We start from the raw sequence: 14,544 nt of genomic DNA, 5'->3' as shown, positions 1-14,544 counted from the left end.
ATTTGTTTGTGTTCCGGTCAGAATTCGAGGAGGAGTACGTCGCGTGCCTTCAGTTCCAGCTTGTCGGTCAGCTGACGGGTCTGTCCGCTCAGGAAGTCCGTCGCCTCCTTCCGCGGAAGGATTTCGGCGTAAGGCTTCAGGTCAAGCGTCTGCGGACGGTCCGTCCCGTTGAGCATGACCACCACCGAATGGTCTCCGTAGCGCCGTTCGTAGACATACACCCCGTTGGCGATGGAGAAGTGCTTCAGCGTCCCCTTGGCGATGGCCTCGTTGCCCCTTCGCCAGTTGAGGAGCTTGCGTGCATAGTCGAACGCCTCGTTCTGCAGTTCCGTCCGTCCGGCACGGGTGAAGCAGTCGGTCTTGTCGCCCTGCCAACCGCCCGGGAAGTCGCGGCGCAGGTATCCGTCACCTTCCGCCTTGTCTGCCGCCATGAGAATCTCCGTCCCGTAGTAGAGTTGTGGAATGCCACGGGTAGTGAGCAGGAAGGCCAGTGCCTGCTTGTAGCGGTCGAGGTTGGCAGTCTGCTCTTCCTTCGTATAGAAACGGGAGGTGTCGTGGTTGTCGAGGAAGATGAGCAGATGCATCGGGTCGGCATACACGAAGTCCTGCGTCAGGTAGTCATAGAGCCCGTACAGCCCGCCGCTCCAGTCGGTGGTCTCTTCGTCAAAGGCACGGTTCATCAGCCCTTGCAGGGGGAAGTCCATCACGGTGGGCAGGAACGAGTTGCGCGGAGCTGCCAGCCGACTGTCCTTTTGCCAGGCAGACACCAGCACGTTGCTGTTGAGCCAGGTCTCGCCCACGATGTTGAAGTGCGGATATTCGGCAAGCACCTCCCGGCACCATTGCGCCATGAAGTCGAAGTCGGCATAAGGATGCGTGTCCTGACGGATGCCGTTGATACCCGCATACTCGATCCACCAGATGCTGCTCTGGATGAGGTAACGCGCCACGTGGCGGTTGCGTTGGTTAAAGTCGGGCATTGACTGGGTGAACCAACCATCGGTAGCGATGGTGCGTTCATAGTCTGCCGCATGGGAGTCGAAGACGGAAGCCGTCTTGTAGGAAGTCTGTACGTATTCCGAGCGGAAGTTGAACCAGTCCTTCGAAGGCTTGTCCTTGAACAGCAGATTCTCTGCACCGCAGTGGTTGAATATCATGTCCATGACCACCTTCATGCCACGGGACTGTGCCTGCCGGGTCAGTTCGCGGAACTCCTCGTTCGTACCCAGCCGACGGTCGACTTGGAAGTAGTCCGTGATGGCATAGCCGTGGTAGGACCCCTCGGGCATGTCGTTTTCCTGAATGGGGTTGAGCCAGATGGCGGTGATGCCCAGGTCAGCCAGATAGTCCAGGTGATCGGCAATGCCCTTCAGGTCTCCCCCGTGACGGGCATATTGCTCCGTGCGGTCCACACCCTGTTCGAGCATGCCGGGGATAACGTCATTCGCTGTCGAACCGTTTGCGAAACGGTCGGGCATGATGAGGTAGAGCACATCGGATGCATCGAAGCCTTGGATGTCGCTGCCCCGTCGCGTACGTGCCTTCAGTTCATAGGGCACCATGGCTTTCTGCCGTCCCTTCTGAAGGAGGATGTCAAACGTCTGCGGCTTGGCTTGTGACAGGTCGACATATAATAGGAGGTAGTTGGGATTATCCAGTACGACGGTCTCTTGCAGGAGAACGCCTTCGCCCCGGATGGAGACGTCGGCAGATGCAAGGTCGTCACCATAGAGCATGATTTGCAATTGGGGATTCTTCATGTCAGCCCACCAGAACGGGGGTGATACTTTCTTTACATGGAAGGTGTTTGCGGCAACCGTCGGCGAGACTGTTCCCAGCAAGCAGGTCATCAAAGTCATTAGCAACGTTTTCATGATATTCTCATTTGGTTTTGTACAAAGATAGGCACTATCAACAGCCTTTGGGTAGGCTGGAAAATAAATATAAGTCAGTAGAAATATTAGTCCTTTGTAAATGAGGTGAATAGCTTTTACCGGATACCCGGATAATATAAGTCAGAAGGAAGCTTTTTCCGGAAAAATAAAGGTGTTTATGGAGTGCTTCTACCTCTTTTTTCGTATGTTTGTCGCTACGAACCACGAAAGATATGCAAATGAAAGCCATGAAGACCTGTTTTCTCCTGATGGGGATGCTGTTCGGGTGGACGGCGGCTCCACTTTTCGGACAGGATTACGACCGTCAGACCAAAGAAATATTGGAACAACTGGACCGGACCATCCGTCACAAGAGCGACTACCACCGTCTGAAGGAAGCGAGGATTGACAGCCTGAAGCAAGTCCTGCAGACGGCAACCACCCCACAGGAGCAATGCGACCTTTGTGGCTCACTGTTCTATGAATACCTGCATTACCAGGCAGATTCCTCCCTTGCCTATGTCGAACGCAAAGCCCGGCTGCTGCCCCGGCTGAACCGTCTCGACCTGGAAAACGAAGTGCGCATCAACCGTGCCGAAGTGATGGGTGTCATGGGCATGTACAACGAGGCAGGCACCGAACTGGCACGCGTGCATAAAGATGCTCTCTCGACAGGCGGACTGCTCTACTACTACCACACCCAACGGGCGTATCACGGTTGGCTTGCCGACTACACCGCCTACCAACCTGCCAAGGAGAAATACCTGAAAATCACGGAAGCCTATCGCGACTCCATCCTCAGCATCATTGGTCCGGGACTCTCCACCGACATCGTCCGTGCAGAAAGGCTCCTGCTTGCCGGCAACCCCGACGAGGCGCTGTCGCTGTTGGCGTCGCATGATGAAGACGGAATGACCATGCCCAACCGTGCCTACCTGAACTACACGCTGTTCGAGGCCTGGCAGAAGAAGGGGGATGTGGAGCACGAAATCTACTACCTTGCCCGTACTGCACTGGTTGACATCCGTATGGCTGCCCGCGAATATGCCTCCCTCCAACGGTTGGCAAGGCTGATGTATGAACAGGGAGACCTGGCACGGGCATACCGCTATATGGCATGCTCCATGGAGGATGCGGTGGCATGCAACGCCCGTCTGCGTTTCCTCGAAGTCACGGAATTCTACCCAATCGTCGAACGCGCTTACCGTGACCTGGAAGAGAAGAAGCACGACCTTCAGTACGTCATCTCCGTGAGTGTGAGCATACTGGCGATTCTCTTCATCACGCTTGCCGTCTACCTCTATATCAGCATGAAGAAGCTGGCGCAGATGCGTCAGAACCTCTCGATTGCCAACGGACAGCTGATGGCTGCCAACCGTACGCTGGAAGAAACAGGCAAAATCAAGGAGGTCTACATTGCCCGTTACCTGGACCGCTGCGTGATGTACCTGGAGAAGCTGGAGCAATACCGACTCTCGCTCGACAAGCTCTTGCGTGCCTCGAAGATGGACGAGCTGGTCAAGCTGGTACGCTCGGACAACTTCCTGCAAGACGAGCGGAAAGCGTTCTACAAGGAGTTTGACAAGTCATTTCTTGACCTTTTCCCCAATTTTATCACCGATTTTAACCAACTTTTGACCGATGAGGGCAAAATTTATCCCAAACAGAATGAACTACTCAATACAGAACTTCGTATCTTTGCGCTCATCCGACTGGGAGTGACCGACGCCAACAGCATCGCCCACTTCCTGGGCTACTCCCTGGCGACGGTCTACAACTACCGCAGCAAGATACGGGGCAAGGCCCGGGGCGACAAGGATACCTTCGAACAGCAGGTGATGAACCTCTGACACGTCGCCCGCCGTCATCTCCATTACTTTCCCACTGCAACTCAATAAAGTCTCTCTTTATATACACCTTTATATATTATCAAACTAAAACCGTTTTGTTCAGCCATGAAAGTAATGCCGGATTTAAGTTTCTGGAAGTTGTGGAACATCAGCTTTGGATTTTTTGGCGTGCAGATAGCCTACGCCTTGCAGAGTGCAAATATCAGCCGTATCTTTTCAACCCTGGGTGCAGACCCTCACAGCCTGAGTTTCTTTTGGATTCTTCCGCCGCTGGCGGGCATCCTGGTCCAACCCGTCGTCGGTGCATTGAGCGACCGCACCTGGACGCGCTTCGGACGTCGTATCCCCTACCTGTTTGTGGGGGCACTGGTGGCGGTACTGGTCATGTGCCTCCTTCCCAATGCCGGCAGTTTCGGCATGACCGTCTCCACTGCCATGATTTTCGGACTGCTCTCGCTGATGCTGCTCGACACCTCCATCAACATGGCGATGCAGCCCTTCAAGATGATGGTGGGCGACATGGTCAATGAGAAGCAGAAGGGGCTGGCATATTCCATCCAGAGCTTCCTCTGCAATGCCGGCAGCCTGGCAGGCTACCTCTTTCCCTTCCTGTTTGCAACCGTAGGCATCAGCAAGGTTGCACCCGAAGGTGTGATACCCGACTCCGTCATCTATTCCTTTTATATAGGTGCCTTCATCCTTATCCTCTGCGTGGTCTACACCACGGCAAAGGTCAAGGAGTATCCTCCCGCTCTCTATGCCGAATACCACGGGATAGCCGACGACACCCGGACGGAAAAGGTTGGTGTCTTCACCCTCCTGCGTCGTGCCCCCAAAGCCTTCTGGACCGTAGGACTGGTACAGTTCTTCTGCTGGTCAGCCTTCATGTTCATGTGGACCTACACCAACGGGGCGATTGCCGCCAATGTCTTCGATGCCCCCGTGGTGGAACGTGTCATCGACGGTGTGAACCGTGTGGTGCTCGACACCAGTTCGGTGGAATATCAGACGGCAGGCGACTGGGTCGGTGTCTACTTTGCCGTGCAAGCCGTCGGTTCCGTGATTTGGGCTGCCGTCATCCCCCTGTTCAAGAACTGGCGCTTCGTCTATTCATTGAGCCTGTTCCTGGGTGCTGCCGGTTTCATCTCCACCTTTTTCATGCACGATGTCTATGCTCTCTTCGTGTCCTTCCTGCTGATAGGTTGCGCCTGGGCAGCCATGCTTGCCCTGCCTTTCACCATCCTGACGAACTCCCTTTCCGGTGGACACATGGGCACCTACCTCGGTTTGTTCAACGGAACGATTTGTGTGCCGCAGATTGTGGCGGCAGCTACCGGTGGCTTGATTCTGCGTGTCCTTACCCCTGACGATGGGTTGGCACCGGAAGGCAGCATGCTCCTGCTGGCAGGTCTGTTGCTGCTGGTGGGCACCTGTTGCGTGGTCTTTGTGCGGGAGCAGAAGTAAGGCAGTGGTGTGTTCGACGCATGCAACACAAACATAGCCGTGTGTCTCATGTACGTTGTACATGGATGCACGGCTTTTTTGCACACATACGATAAGCAGGAATATTCCCGGGCTTAGGGGAGGAGGCAGGTGGGAGGATTACCTATACCCTGTCAGAGAACTGCAACAGCTTTGCGTATGTTTTCAAGCACAGCGGCAAGTTTACTGTTTCGCCGTGCAGTCTGCATATTGTAGGCAGACTGCATGTTTACCCATACATGGGCAGGGATGCCCGTTGCCGCCTCGATTTTCAATGCATATTCAGTTGTTACTGGGCGTTTACCGTTCACAACTTCGTTAAGTACGGAGTAAGAAACGCCGATGAGGGCGGCGAACTTCCTTTGCGATATGTTGCGAGCCTCTAACTCGTCTTTCAGTATTTCACCGGGGTGTATTGGTGTGGACGGCTGTAACTCATGCGGTGCATATGTTTTCTTTGCTGTTTCCATATCGAATGTCATTTGTAATGGTTGCTGATATCCAATAGACGGCAAAGTGTAATTATTTGCTCGTTAAAGACTTCATGTACGGTAAATTCAAGCCTGTATTTGCGGTTTATTCTCACGGAAGAGATACCCTTTTTATCACCTTGCAAGACTTCATAATTTAGAGCATTGTTCTGGAACAAGTCAGTAATAGCATTGGCAGATGAAAGCAGAAAAACAGCTTTCTGGTAGCCCCTTATTACTTCAGGTTGGTAGCGGTGCCTCTTGTCGTTTGTGCGTCCTAGCTCGTACAACTCACGCAAGTAGTCTTTATCGAACTCGATATACATAATGCCTTGTCTTTATGTGTACAAAGATACTTCCTTATTCCTATATTCGCAAATTGTCTAACACTTTTCTGAAAGCGATATTATCATTTTGACACTTCCCTCTCATCTGAAAGACGGTGTTGTCAATTTGTCAAACGAATGCCCTGAAAACGGCGATGCTCGCGCCAAAATACGGCTTGCTGGATTTTTTTGAATTCTCAGGCGATTCGCAAAATACACTTTGAAATGATAGGACCGCATTTGCCTGTCTTTTGTCTATGTATTGATTGGATATAGCCGCGGTGAGTTCTTCCTTCAGCCGAAAGCTGTGCATAATCACACGCTCGCATTGTGCGTCCTGACGGATAAACTAAAGGTGAATGAACATAAATTAATGTATAAGAACCGTAAAACAGGTCTTTTTTACTCCAAACATTTTTATTCGACGGACGAAACAATATTGTTTGGGTCGTCAAACAATATTGTTTCACGTGCCAAACACAAGTGTTTGACTTCTCAAACAATATTGTTTCGCAGTATAAATATTCGTTTTTGCCCCTGCTTCTGAATATCTATGCGTTCCGTCTCGCATGAATATTCCTAAAATAACCTACTTTGCCCGATTCCTCAAAAATACGCGTTAGCTGAAACGTATGTTTTGGGTAAATTTGTCAAGCAGAAGTGAAGAACTGGTTGCAAAAAGATAGTGTCATATCTCTGTGAATTGCTTTTATAGGAAAAGCTGCTTGTGGTTTGGTGAGTCTTCTAAACCTTAATGAATCATATAGAGAATGTAATCCTCCAAATATGTTAGAATTTAAGCAACCATTTCCATAAAGGGACAAGCTCTATATGAAAACCATCTTTTTCAATAATGTTCTCTTCTTCCATCGTTACGACAATCATTGTGCTGATTGGTTGAATCGAATGTAGCTTTATTAGTCCATCTATCTCACGTTTAGATGTGTTTGCATCAGTCATGGAATATGACACCTGTACAGCCAGTTTTTCTTCAGGAACTACAAAATCGACTTCTGCATTCTTGCTATTCCAAAAATAACTTCCATCACCATATTTGCGTCGGAGGGTTACTGCTACAATGTTTTCAAGCAAAGAAGTATTGGCATCAACAAGGAAAAGATGGAGCAGGCCATTATCCGTGAAATAATATTTGCGATTTGTCTCCTTGTCTTGTAACTTGCCATACAGATTCTCATAGGGTAATATGAGCCAAGTGTCTGTCATATATCCTATATAATCGATAGCTGCATCTGTACTTAGTTTTTTGCCTGTACTACTGACAATGCTTGCAATTCTGTTATATGAAAGAGGCTGCTTCACGCTTTCAGCCATTTTGCGTATCATCACACGCAACGCATAATCATTGCGTATTCTGTATCTTGCCACTAAATCGCCGAAGAATATTTTGCTGAACAGGTTGCTCATCCATGAACGTGTTTCTTTCATGCCTACAGTTTCCGGTAACCCACCATGTTGAAAATAAGTATTCGTCAACTTCACAATCTGTTTTCCAAATACAAACATTGCATTCTTTTCAAATATATCAATACCACTGGCTTTCAGATATTCTTTCAAAGAATAAGGGTACACTTCATATATCATATACCTGCCTCCAAGTGTGGTTGCAATCTCGCTACTCAGCATTTTTGCATTGCTGCCAGTGATGTATACTTGATATTTTTGGTCTGCCAACCTACGCGCAAACTTTTCCCATCTATCCACCAATTGTATCTCGTCCAAGAAGAATATTGGACGAGAGTCATACATTTCCTCATAGCATGTTTTTATTAAGTCGAGATCTTTTACCTCCAAGGAATCTATTCGGTCATCCTCAAAATTGAAATATAATATTTCCTCTTTTTTATGCCCTTGCTCTATCAATTGCGCTATGCGTTGGAACATCAAGTATGATTTACCGGCATGCCTCAATCCCACAAATACATAATTAAGTCCGTCCACAAGTTCCACATCACGAGGGATGAGTTCAACTCCTGATACATATGATTGATATTCCGAAATAAGCAGTTTTATCAAATCTTTTGTCATATACCTTTCGCATTAATACTAAAATCTAGTGTAAAGATATACATTTTATCGTTTATATACGATATAAAGTGTGTATAAATATCGTTTATAAACGATGCTTATTCATATACTTCTTTATTTGGAGCTATTTTTCGGCGTGATACGCCAGCTTTCAAAAGTTCTAATATTAAGTTCTTTATCACTGCTGACACGTATGTAACCGTAAATCATAGTTGTTATTTAGCAATACTTATACCTTCCTGTTATACTCCTATTTTATGTCTATTTTCCACATATCTTCAACCCAACTTGTGCAAATATACACATTTTCCCTCCAGCTCTTGCCATTCCCACAATTATTACTTAAACTTGCAACCTGTTGGCAAAAATGATGAGATGCCTTGCATATTGTAAATGAAATTTGTAAATAATAAGAACAATGAAAGAAAAAACGAAACGTTACATGCTGCCTGAAAACGAGATTCCCCGCTACTGGTACAACATTCAGGCAGACATGGTGAATAAGCCGTTGCCACCCTTGAATCCTGCAACCAAGCAGCCGTTGAAGCCGGAGGATATGTACCCCATCTTTGCCGAGGAACTTTGTCGGCAAGAATTGAATCAGACAGATGCCTGGATTGAAATACCCGAAGAAGTCCGTGAGATGTATAAGTACTATCGTTGCACACCTCTGGTGCGCGCCTACGGACTGGAAAAGGCATTGGGGACCCCGGCACATATCTATTTCAAGAACGAGAGCGTCAGCCCTGTGGGTTCCCACAAACTCAATTCCGCCTTGGCACAGGCTTACTACTGCAAGAAGGAGGGTGTGACGAACGTCACCACAGAGACCGGTGCCGGACAGTGGGGAGCCGCCCTGTCTTATGCGGCAAAGGTCTTCGGACTGGAGTCTGCTGTCTATCAGGTGAAAATCAGCTATGAGCAGAAGCCTTACCGGCGTAGCATCATGCAGACCTTCGGGGCACAGGTCACTCCGTCGCCTTCGATGTCAACCCGTGCCGGAAAAGACATTCTGACCGCACATCCCAACTACCAGGGTTCATTGGGTACTGCCATCTCCGAAGCCATCGAGCTGGCACGCATGACACCCAACTGCAAATACACGCTCGGTTCCGTCTTGAGCCATGTCACCCTGCATCAGACTGTCATCGGTCTGGAAGCCGAGAAGCAGATGGAACTGGCAGGTGAGTATCCCGATGTGGTGATCGGTTGCTTCGGCGGAGGTTCCAACTTCGGCGGCATCTCCTTCCCCTTCATGCGTCACAATATCCTGGAAGGAAAGAAGACCCGTTTTGTCGCTGCGGAACCTGCATCCTGCCCGAAGCTGACACGCGGCAAGTTCCAGTATGACTTTGGAGATGAGGCAGGCTATACGCCGTTGCTGCCCATGTTCACGCTCGGGCACAACTTTGCTCCGGCAAACATCCATGCCGGTGGCTTGCGCTACCACGGTGCCGGTGTCATCGTTTCGCAATTGCTGAAGGACAAGATGATGGAGGCTGTCGACATCAACCAGCTGGAGTCATTCGAGGCAGGTTGCTTCTTCGCACGCACCGAAGGTATCATCCCCGCTCCCGAATCCTGTCATGCCATTGCCGCCGCCATCAACGAGGCCAAGCAGTGCATCGAGACGGGCGAGGAGCGTGTCATCCTGTTCAATCTCTCCGGTCACGGACTCATCGACATGGCTTCCTATGACAAGTACCTCTCCGGGGACTTGCAGAACTACACCTTGAGTGATGCGGACATTCAGAAGAACCTGGACGAGATAGGAAATCTCTGACCCTTCCTTCCGTCCTTCCGCAGAAAATAAAAACCGGCGCTGGCTCTCATCTACGCAGAGTCAGCGCCGGTTGCATGTTACGGTTCCCCGATGACGGGGAATCACTCTTCTTCCTTATACCATCCGGCATACATCAGGTAGCCTTCCGCAATCTTCTTGTTCAGTTCCTGCGATTGCTCGGGCGATACCTTCTTGACGAACTTGGCAGGAACACCTGCCCACAAAGTGTAGGGTTCGATGACGGTGTTGCTCAGCACCAGTGCACCGGCAGCCACGATGGCGCCTTTGCCTACCACGGCATTGTCGAGCAGGGTGGAGCCCATGCCGATGAGTGCATAGTCGTCGACCCGTGCACCGTGGATGGTCACGTTGTGCCCCACGGAGACATAGTCGCCGATTTCGATGGTCGAACGTTGATAGAGCGTATGGAGCACGCTGCCATCCTGGATATTCACATTGTTGCCGATGCGGATGCTGTTCACATCGCCACGCAGCACGGCGTTGAACCAGATGCTGCAATGGTTGCCGATTACCACATCACCCACAACCGTCGCGTTCTCGGAGAGATAGCAGTCCTCCCCGATTTGGGGCGTAAAGCCCCGTACAGATTTGATCAGTGCCATAAATAATAGGTATACAGATTTAAATGGTCAATTGTTCCTTGTCAATTGCCAAGCGGTTTAGTTTTCTCTTTCAACCAGACGCGGTGCTCCTCGTCGAGCAGGGGAGAGAGCTTCTCATACACGGTCCGGTGGTAGTTGTCGAGCCATTCCGTTTCCTCTTCCGTCAGGAGTGAGCGGACGATGGGACGTGTGTCGATGGGACAGAGTGTCAGCGGCTCGAAGGTATAGAATTCGCCATACTCCGTGGTGCGGTAGGGGACGACCAGCAGGGTGTTCTCCGTACGGATGCCATAGCGTCCGTCCCGGTAAATGCCCGGCTCATCGGTCACAGTCATACCCGGACGGAGTGGGGTGGGGACATGATTCATGCGTATCTGGTGAGGACCTTCGTGCACATTCAGGTAAGCACCGACGCCGTGTCCGGTGCCGTGCAGGAAGTTTGCCCCTTCACGCCACATGGCTTGTCGTGCCAGTACGTCGAGCTGGGTGCCGCATGTTCCTTGGGGGAAGCAGGCACGGGTCAGTCCGATGTGCCCTTTCAGCACCAGGGTGTAGTCCCGCATCTCGTCGTCACTCACCGGTCCGAGTGCAAGGGTGCGGGTGATGTCTGTGGTGCCGTCGGCGTACTGTGCACCGCTGTCAAGCAGCAGCAGTCCTTCGGAAGCCAATGCCTTGTCGGTCTCCGGTGTCGCTTCATAGTGGACGATGGCGCCATGCTCCTTGTAGCCGGCAATGGTGTCGAAGCTGATTCCCTTGAACCGGGCTTGTCCGGCACGGAACGCATGGAGCTTGCGGTCGATGCTCATCTCGGTCTCCCCACCTTGCGGAACAGCCTCTTCCAGCCACTTGAGGAACTGTACCATCGCCACGCCGTCGCGCAGCATGGCTGCATGGAATCCTGCTATTTCAGCATCGTTCTTGACAGCCTTCATCAGTGGAACGGGCGATGTGTGGAGCAGGACCTGCGTGTGTGCCGTGCCTGCTGACTGGCGGACGGCCTCGCTTGTACGTGCGGGGTCCAGGCTGAGTGTGGCATACGGATAGTCGTGCAGGTCGTCACACAGGTCGGTGTAGTCTTCCGTCATGACTCCTTCTTCGGAGAGGTAGGCTTTCACGTCGGGTGTCAGTTTCTTCGGGTTGATGTAGAGGACCGCTTCGTGTCCGGTGATGAGCAGATAGCTCACGAAGACGGGGTTGCAATGCACGTCGTTGCCGCGCAGGTTGAGTGTCCAGGCTATGTCGTCGAGCGTGGAGAGCAGGATGCCTTCCGCGCCTTGTCTTTGGATGGTCTGACGGATGGCTGCCAACTTCTCCCGGCAGCTCACGCCTGCATATTCCAGCGGATGGATGTTGACGGGAGAGTCGGGGAGGGCTGGACGGTTGTCCCACAACTCCTGCACGGGGTCGTAATCCGTGCGCAGATGAAGTCCGTAAGCGGACAGCTCGTGGCGCAGCTCCTCAGCGTCGGCGATGCAGTTCACCCATCCGTCAATGCCCACCGTAGCTCCAGCTGAGAGGGTGTCGCCCAGCCATGCGGGGATGGAAGGTGTGTCAGGCAGACGGTCCTTCATGAGTCGGATGCCTGTCCCTTCGAGCTGTTCAGCAGCCTGGAGGAAATAGCGGGAGTCGGTCCAGAGGGCTGCATCGTCGAGAGTCACCACGGCAGTACCCGCACTGCCGTTGAACCCCGTGAGCCATTCACGGGTCTGCCAATGGTCGGGGACGTATTCACCCGAATGAGGATCGGTGCTGGGAATGATAAATGCGGATAAGGAGTGTTCGCGCAGGCAGCGGCGCAACTGCTCCAGTCGTTCGATGATCGCTTCTTTCATGGTTGCTTCAGTTATGGTTCCAAGGCTACAAAAATAGCAAATTAGCAAGAACGGCAAGTCCTGAAGCTCCCATTCCACCCTCTTTTTTTGACTATTTGGCTATCCCGTATTCCGGGATGGGCCGTTTAGTCATCGAGTCGGCATCCACGGAAGGTCCCTCTCAGGTCCGGTCCGAAGTAGAAGTCCGGTTGCGTCGGTTGGTTGTAGCCTACGTTCTCGGTTGCGACACTGATGCGGTATACCGGGTCTTCCAGGAAGGTGTGAAAGCGGTAGGCTGTTGGAATGGGACTGACGTACAGCCGGAGCGATGCGTTGTCTGCCGAACGCAGGAGCACCTCCTCCCGCCAGTCACCCACGATGTCCGCCTGAAGACAGGGATTCTTCTTCGTTCCGTTGTTGCTCAGCGTCCCGTCGAAAGTGATGAGCGGACGGCATTCTCCGGTGTTCCGGTCATACTTGCTCACGGTGTTGCCGTCGAGCATCTCGCGCAGCAGGTCACCGTCCCACCATACCGCCATGTTGATGGGCAATCTCCGGGGGCGACGTGCCACCACATCCCCCTTGACGTTGAGGATGCCTCCCGAACGGATGGACCACATCTCCACACCCGGGTTGACCGGGTCGATGTCGGCAGCCATGCAACGTCCCACGTCGATGTCCGAGGGTACCTGGCTGATGACCTTTCCGGTAGCAGCATCGCGGAAGGTGGAGCCGTCGCGCTTGTTCTCGTGGCAGGCCCATACCTGGAGGTGCGGGTCATCGGCAGAGAACTGCGTGAGGTGGAGGGCGTCGCCATGTCCCATACCGGTGGAATAAAGTCCCCGTCCGTCATGGTCGACGGTCATGGAACCGTAGACAATCTCGTCGCATCCGTCGCCGTCGACATCCCCTACACGCAGGTTGTGGTTCCCCTGTCCGGCATACGCCTCGTTGCCCGGTTGGTCGGTGTCGAACACCCAATGCTCGTGCAGCTGCCTGCCGTCCCAGTCAAAGGCGGCAAGGACGGTACGGGTGTAATAGCCGCGACACATGATGACGCTGGGGTGAATGCCGTCCAGATAAGCTACGGCTGCCAGGAAACGGTCACTACGGTTGGCACGGCTGTCGCCCCAACTCTGCGGGTCACCCCGTTGCGGAATGTAGTCGATGGTGTGCAGTGCCTCTCCCGTCAGTCCGGAGAATACCGTGAGATATTCCTTCCCCTCGAAGATGCGTCCCTGGTTGTAGGGGAGGGTAGAGTGTTTGGCTGTGCGTCCGGGTTCTCCGGCAAAACGGTAGTCTGCCCGGGCATTGCCGATGATGTTTCCTTTTGCGTCAGTAGTCCCGTCGGCTGTGCGGACGACCACTTCAGCCTTGCCGTCGTGGTCGAGGTCATAGACGATGAAGGGAGTATAGTGTGCCCCGGCGCGTATGTTCCGTCCCAGGTTGATGCGCCAGAGCTGTTCACCGTTGAGGCGGTAGCAGTCGAGCAGCACCTCCCCCGTATAGCCGTCGTGGGAGTTGTCGTGGGCATTGCTCGGGTCCCACTTCAGGATGATTTCATATTCCCCGTCTCCGTCAACATCACCGACGGAAGCATCGTTGGGTATATAAGTATAGGTATCCCCGGTGGGAGTCGTTCCGTCAGACGGACGGTTGAGAGGGATATTCACATAGCCTGTCGGGGCATGTGCCGGGAGGGTATATTGTCCCCGTTTGCGGTGGTTCTCCCTGCCTTGGTTTACGGGGCGCACCTCGTAGACTGCCGCCTTGTCGTCGGTGTATGTATCCTCGAAGAAGGTCGAGGCCGTGACGGGAGCCGTGTTCACTTTCCGTCCGTTGCGATAGATGTTGAAGCCGGTGTCTGTCGGGTCGGAGGAGAGGTAGCGCCAGGAAAGGCAGACGGTGGAAGCGTCCTTGCGGATGGCTACGACGCCGCGTCCCAGGTCTTCGCGTTGCAGCTTGTCGTAGTCGTATCGGGGTTGTCCCGTCAGGGTAACTGCACTCAGCAGGCATGCCGTCAGGGCTAATAAAGATTTCTTCATGGGTCGTATGGTTTTTGATTTCGATGACCAAAGGTAGGGCTATTCTGCAGAAAGAGGGATGTGTCTCCGTACGCATTGATGGAATTTAGCACAAATCACGGACGGGAAAGGAGTATTTTGCAGGGAAAGGGAGGAAATATACATGGAAGGGATGAGGACGAACCTGTAAATTTGCAGGGTGAAGCCTCTTTCGTCCGGATGTGGAGGAAGGAGGACTCAAGCGTTGTGACCCTC

Annotated in this window: 10 protein-coding genes; 3 read left to right on the top strand and 7 right to left on the bottom strand. The window is 52.3% G+C overall.

What is annotated here, in order from left to right; all coding sequences use genetic code 11:
* Positions 1-17: 17 nt before the first annotated feature.
* Positions 18-1,877 (bottom strand): glycoside hydrolase family 13 protein, encoded by a 1,860-nt coding sequence (locus tag C8275_RS00230; protein WP_369861200.1) that lies wholly within the window; start codon positions 1,875-1,877, stop codon positions 18-20.
* 236 nt (positions 1,878-2,113) lie between these two features.
* Here C8275_RS00230 and C8275_RS00225 point away from each other — a divergent pair, with 236 nt between their 5' ends.
* Both C8275_RS00225 and C8275_RS00220 read left to right on the top strand, forming a co-directional pair.
* A complete protein-coding gene (locus C8275_RS00225) occupies positions 2,114-3,724 on the top strand; it encodes a DUF6377 domain-containing protein (protein ID WP_234395669.1) in 1,611 nt (536 codons plus the stop codon).
* Between the two features lie 105 nt (positions 3,725-3,829).
* Positions 3,830-5,188 (top strand): MFS transporter, encoded by a 1,359-nt coding sequence (locus C8275_RS00220; RefSeq protein ID WP_106483631.1) that lies wholly within the window; start codon positions 3,830-3,832, stop codon positions 5,186-5,188.
* A 152-nt stretch (positions 5,189-5,340) separates the two neighbouring features.
* Here the strand turns inward: C8275_RS00220 and C8275_RS00215 are convergent, their stop codons facing one another.
* From C8275_RS00215 to C8275_RS00205, 3 genes are all read right to left on the bottom strand, one after another.
* Entirely contained in the window at positions 5,341-5,676 is a 336-nt protein-coding gene (locus C8275_RS00215; protein ID WP_022385089.1) for a HigA family addiction module antitoxin, read from the bottom strand.
* Between the two features lie 8 nt (positions 5,677-5,684).
* Positions 5,685-6,002: a type II toxin-antitoxin system RelE/ParE family toxin gene (locus C8275_RS00210; protein WP_022385090.1), complete on the bottom strand. Its 318-nt coding sequence runs from the start codon at positions 6,000-6,002 to the stop codon at positions 5,685-5,687.
* A 789-nt stretch (positions 6,003-6,791) separates the two neighbouring features.
* Entirely contained in the window at positions 6,792-8,048 is a 1,257-nt protein-coding gene (locus tag C8275_RS00205; protein ID WP_106483630.1) for an ATP-binding protein, read from the bottom strand.
* Positions 8,049-8,466: 418 nt separating this feature from the next.
* Here C8275_RS00205 and C8275_RS00200 point away from each other — a divergent pair, with 418 nt between their 5' ends.
* Positions 8,467-9,831 (top strand): TrpB-like pyridoxal phosphate-dependent enzyme, encoded by a 1,365-nt coding sequence (locus C8275_RS00200; RefSeq protein ID WP_106483629.1) that lies wholly within the window; start codon positions 8,467-8,469, stop codon positions 9,829-9,831.
* Between the two features lie 101 nt (positions 9,832-9,932).
* Here the strand turns inward: C8275_RS00200 and C8275_RS00195 are convergent, their stop codons facing one another.
* From C8275_RS00195 to C8275_RS00185, 3 genes are all read right to left on the bottom strand, one after another.
* Complete coding sequence (locus C8275_RS00195; RefSeq protein WP_022383518.1) at positions 9,933-10,454, bottom strand: gamma carbonic anhydrase family protein; 522 nt, start codon at positions 10,452-10,454, stop codon at positions 9,933-9,935.
* Positions 10,455-10,495: 41 nt separating this feature from the next.
* Entirely contained in the window at positions 10,496-12,286 is a 1,791-nt protein-coding gene (locus tag C8275_RS00190; protein ID WP_106483628.1) for an aminopeptidase P family protein, read from the bottom strand.
* Between the two features lie 125 nt (positions 12,287-12,411).
* Positions 12,412-14,310 carry a rhamnogalacturonan lyase gene (locus C8275_RS00185; protein ID WP_106483627.1) on the bottom strand — a complete coding sequence of 633 codons (1,899 nt, stop codon included), beginning with the start codon at positions 14,308-14,310 and terminating at the stop codon, positions 12,412-12,414.
* Positions 14,311-14,544 lie beyond the last annotated feature (234 nt).

It is taken from the genome of Bacteroides sp. Marseille-P3684 (genome assembly GCF_900291465.1).
Taxonomy (GTDB): Bacteria; Bacteroidota; Bacteroidia; order Bacteroidales; family Bacteroidaceae; genus Phocaeicola_A.
This window is presented reverse-complemented; position numbering and strand designations above follow the sequence as displayed.

Excerpts from the sequence above, each read along its gene's own strand:
- C8275_RS00225 (WP_234395669.1), top strand. The coding sequence starts at position 2,114 with ATGAAAGCCATGAAGACCTGTTTTCTCCTGATGGGGATGCTGTTCGGG.
- C8275_RS00220 (WP_106483631.1), top strand. The coding sequence starts at position 3,830 with ATGAAAGTAATGCCGGATTTAAGTTTCTGGAAGTTGTGGAACATCAGC.
- C8275_RS00215 (WP_022385089.1), bottom strand. The coding sequence starts at position 5,676 with ATGGAAACAGCAAAGAAAACATATGCACCGCATGAGTTACAGCCGTCC.
- C8275_RS00210 (WP_022385090.1), bottom strand. The coding sequence starts at position 6,002 with ATGTATATCGAGTTCGATAAAGACTACTTGCGTGAGTTGTACGAGCTA.
- C8275_RS00205 (WP_106483630.1), bottom strand. The coding sequence starts at position 8,048 with ATGACAAAAGATTTGATAAAACTGCTTATTTCGGAATATCAATCATAT.
- C8275_RS00200 (WP_106483629.1), top strand. The coding sequence starts at position 8,467 with ATGAAAGAAAAAACGAAACGTTACATGCTGCCTGAAAACGAGATTCCC.
- C8275_RS00195 (WP_022383518.1), bottom strand. The coding sequence starts at position 10,454 with ATGGCACTGATCAAATCTGTACGGGGCTTTACGCCCCAAATCGGGGAG.
- C8275_RS00190 (WP_106483628.1), bottom strand. The coding sequence starts at position 12,286 with ATGAAAGAAGCGATCATCGAACGACTGGAGCAGTTGCGCCGCTGCCTG.
- C8275_RS00185 (WP_106483627.1), bottom strand. The coding sequence starts at position 14,310 with ATGAAGAAATCTTTATTAGCCCTGACGGCATGCCTGCTGAGTGCAGTT.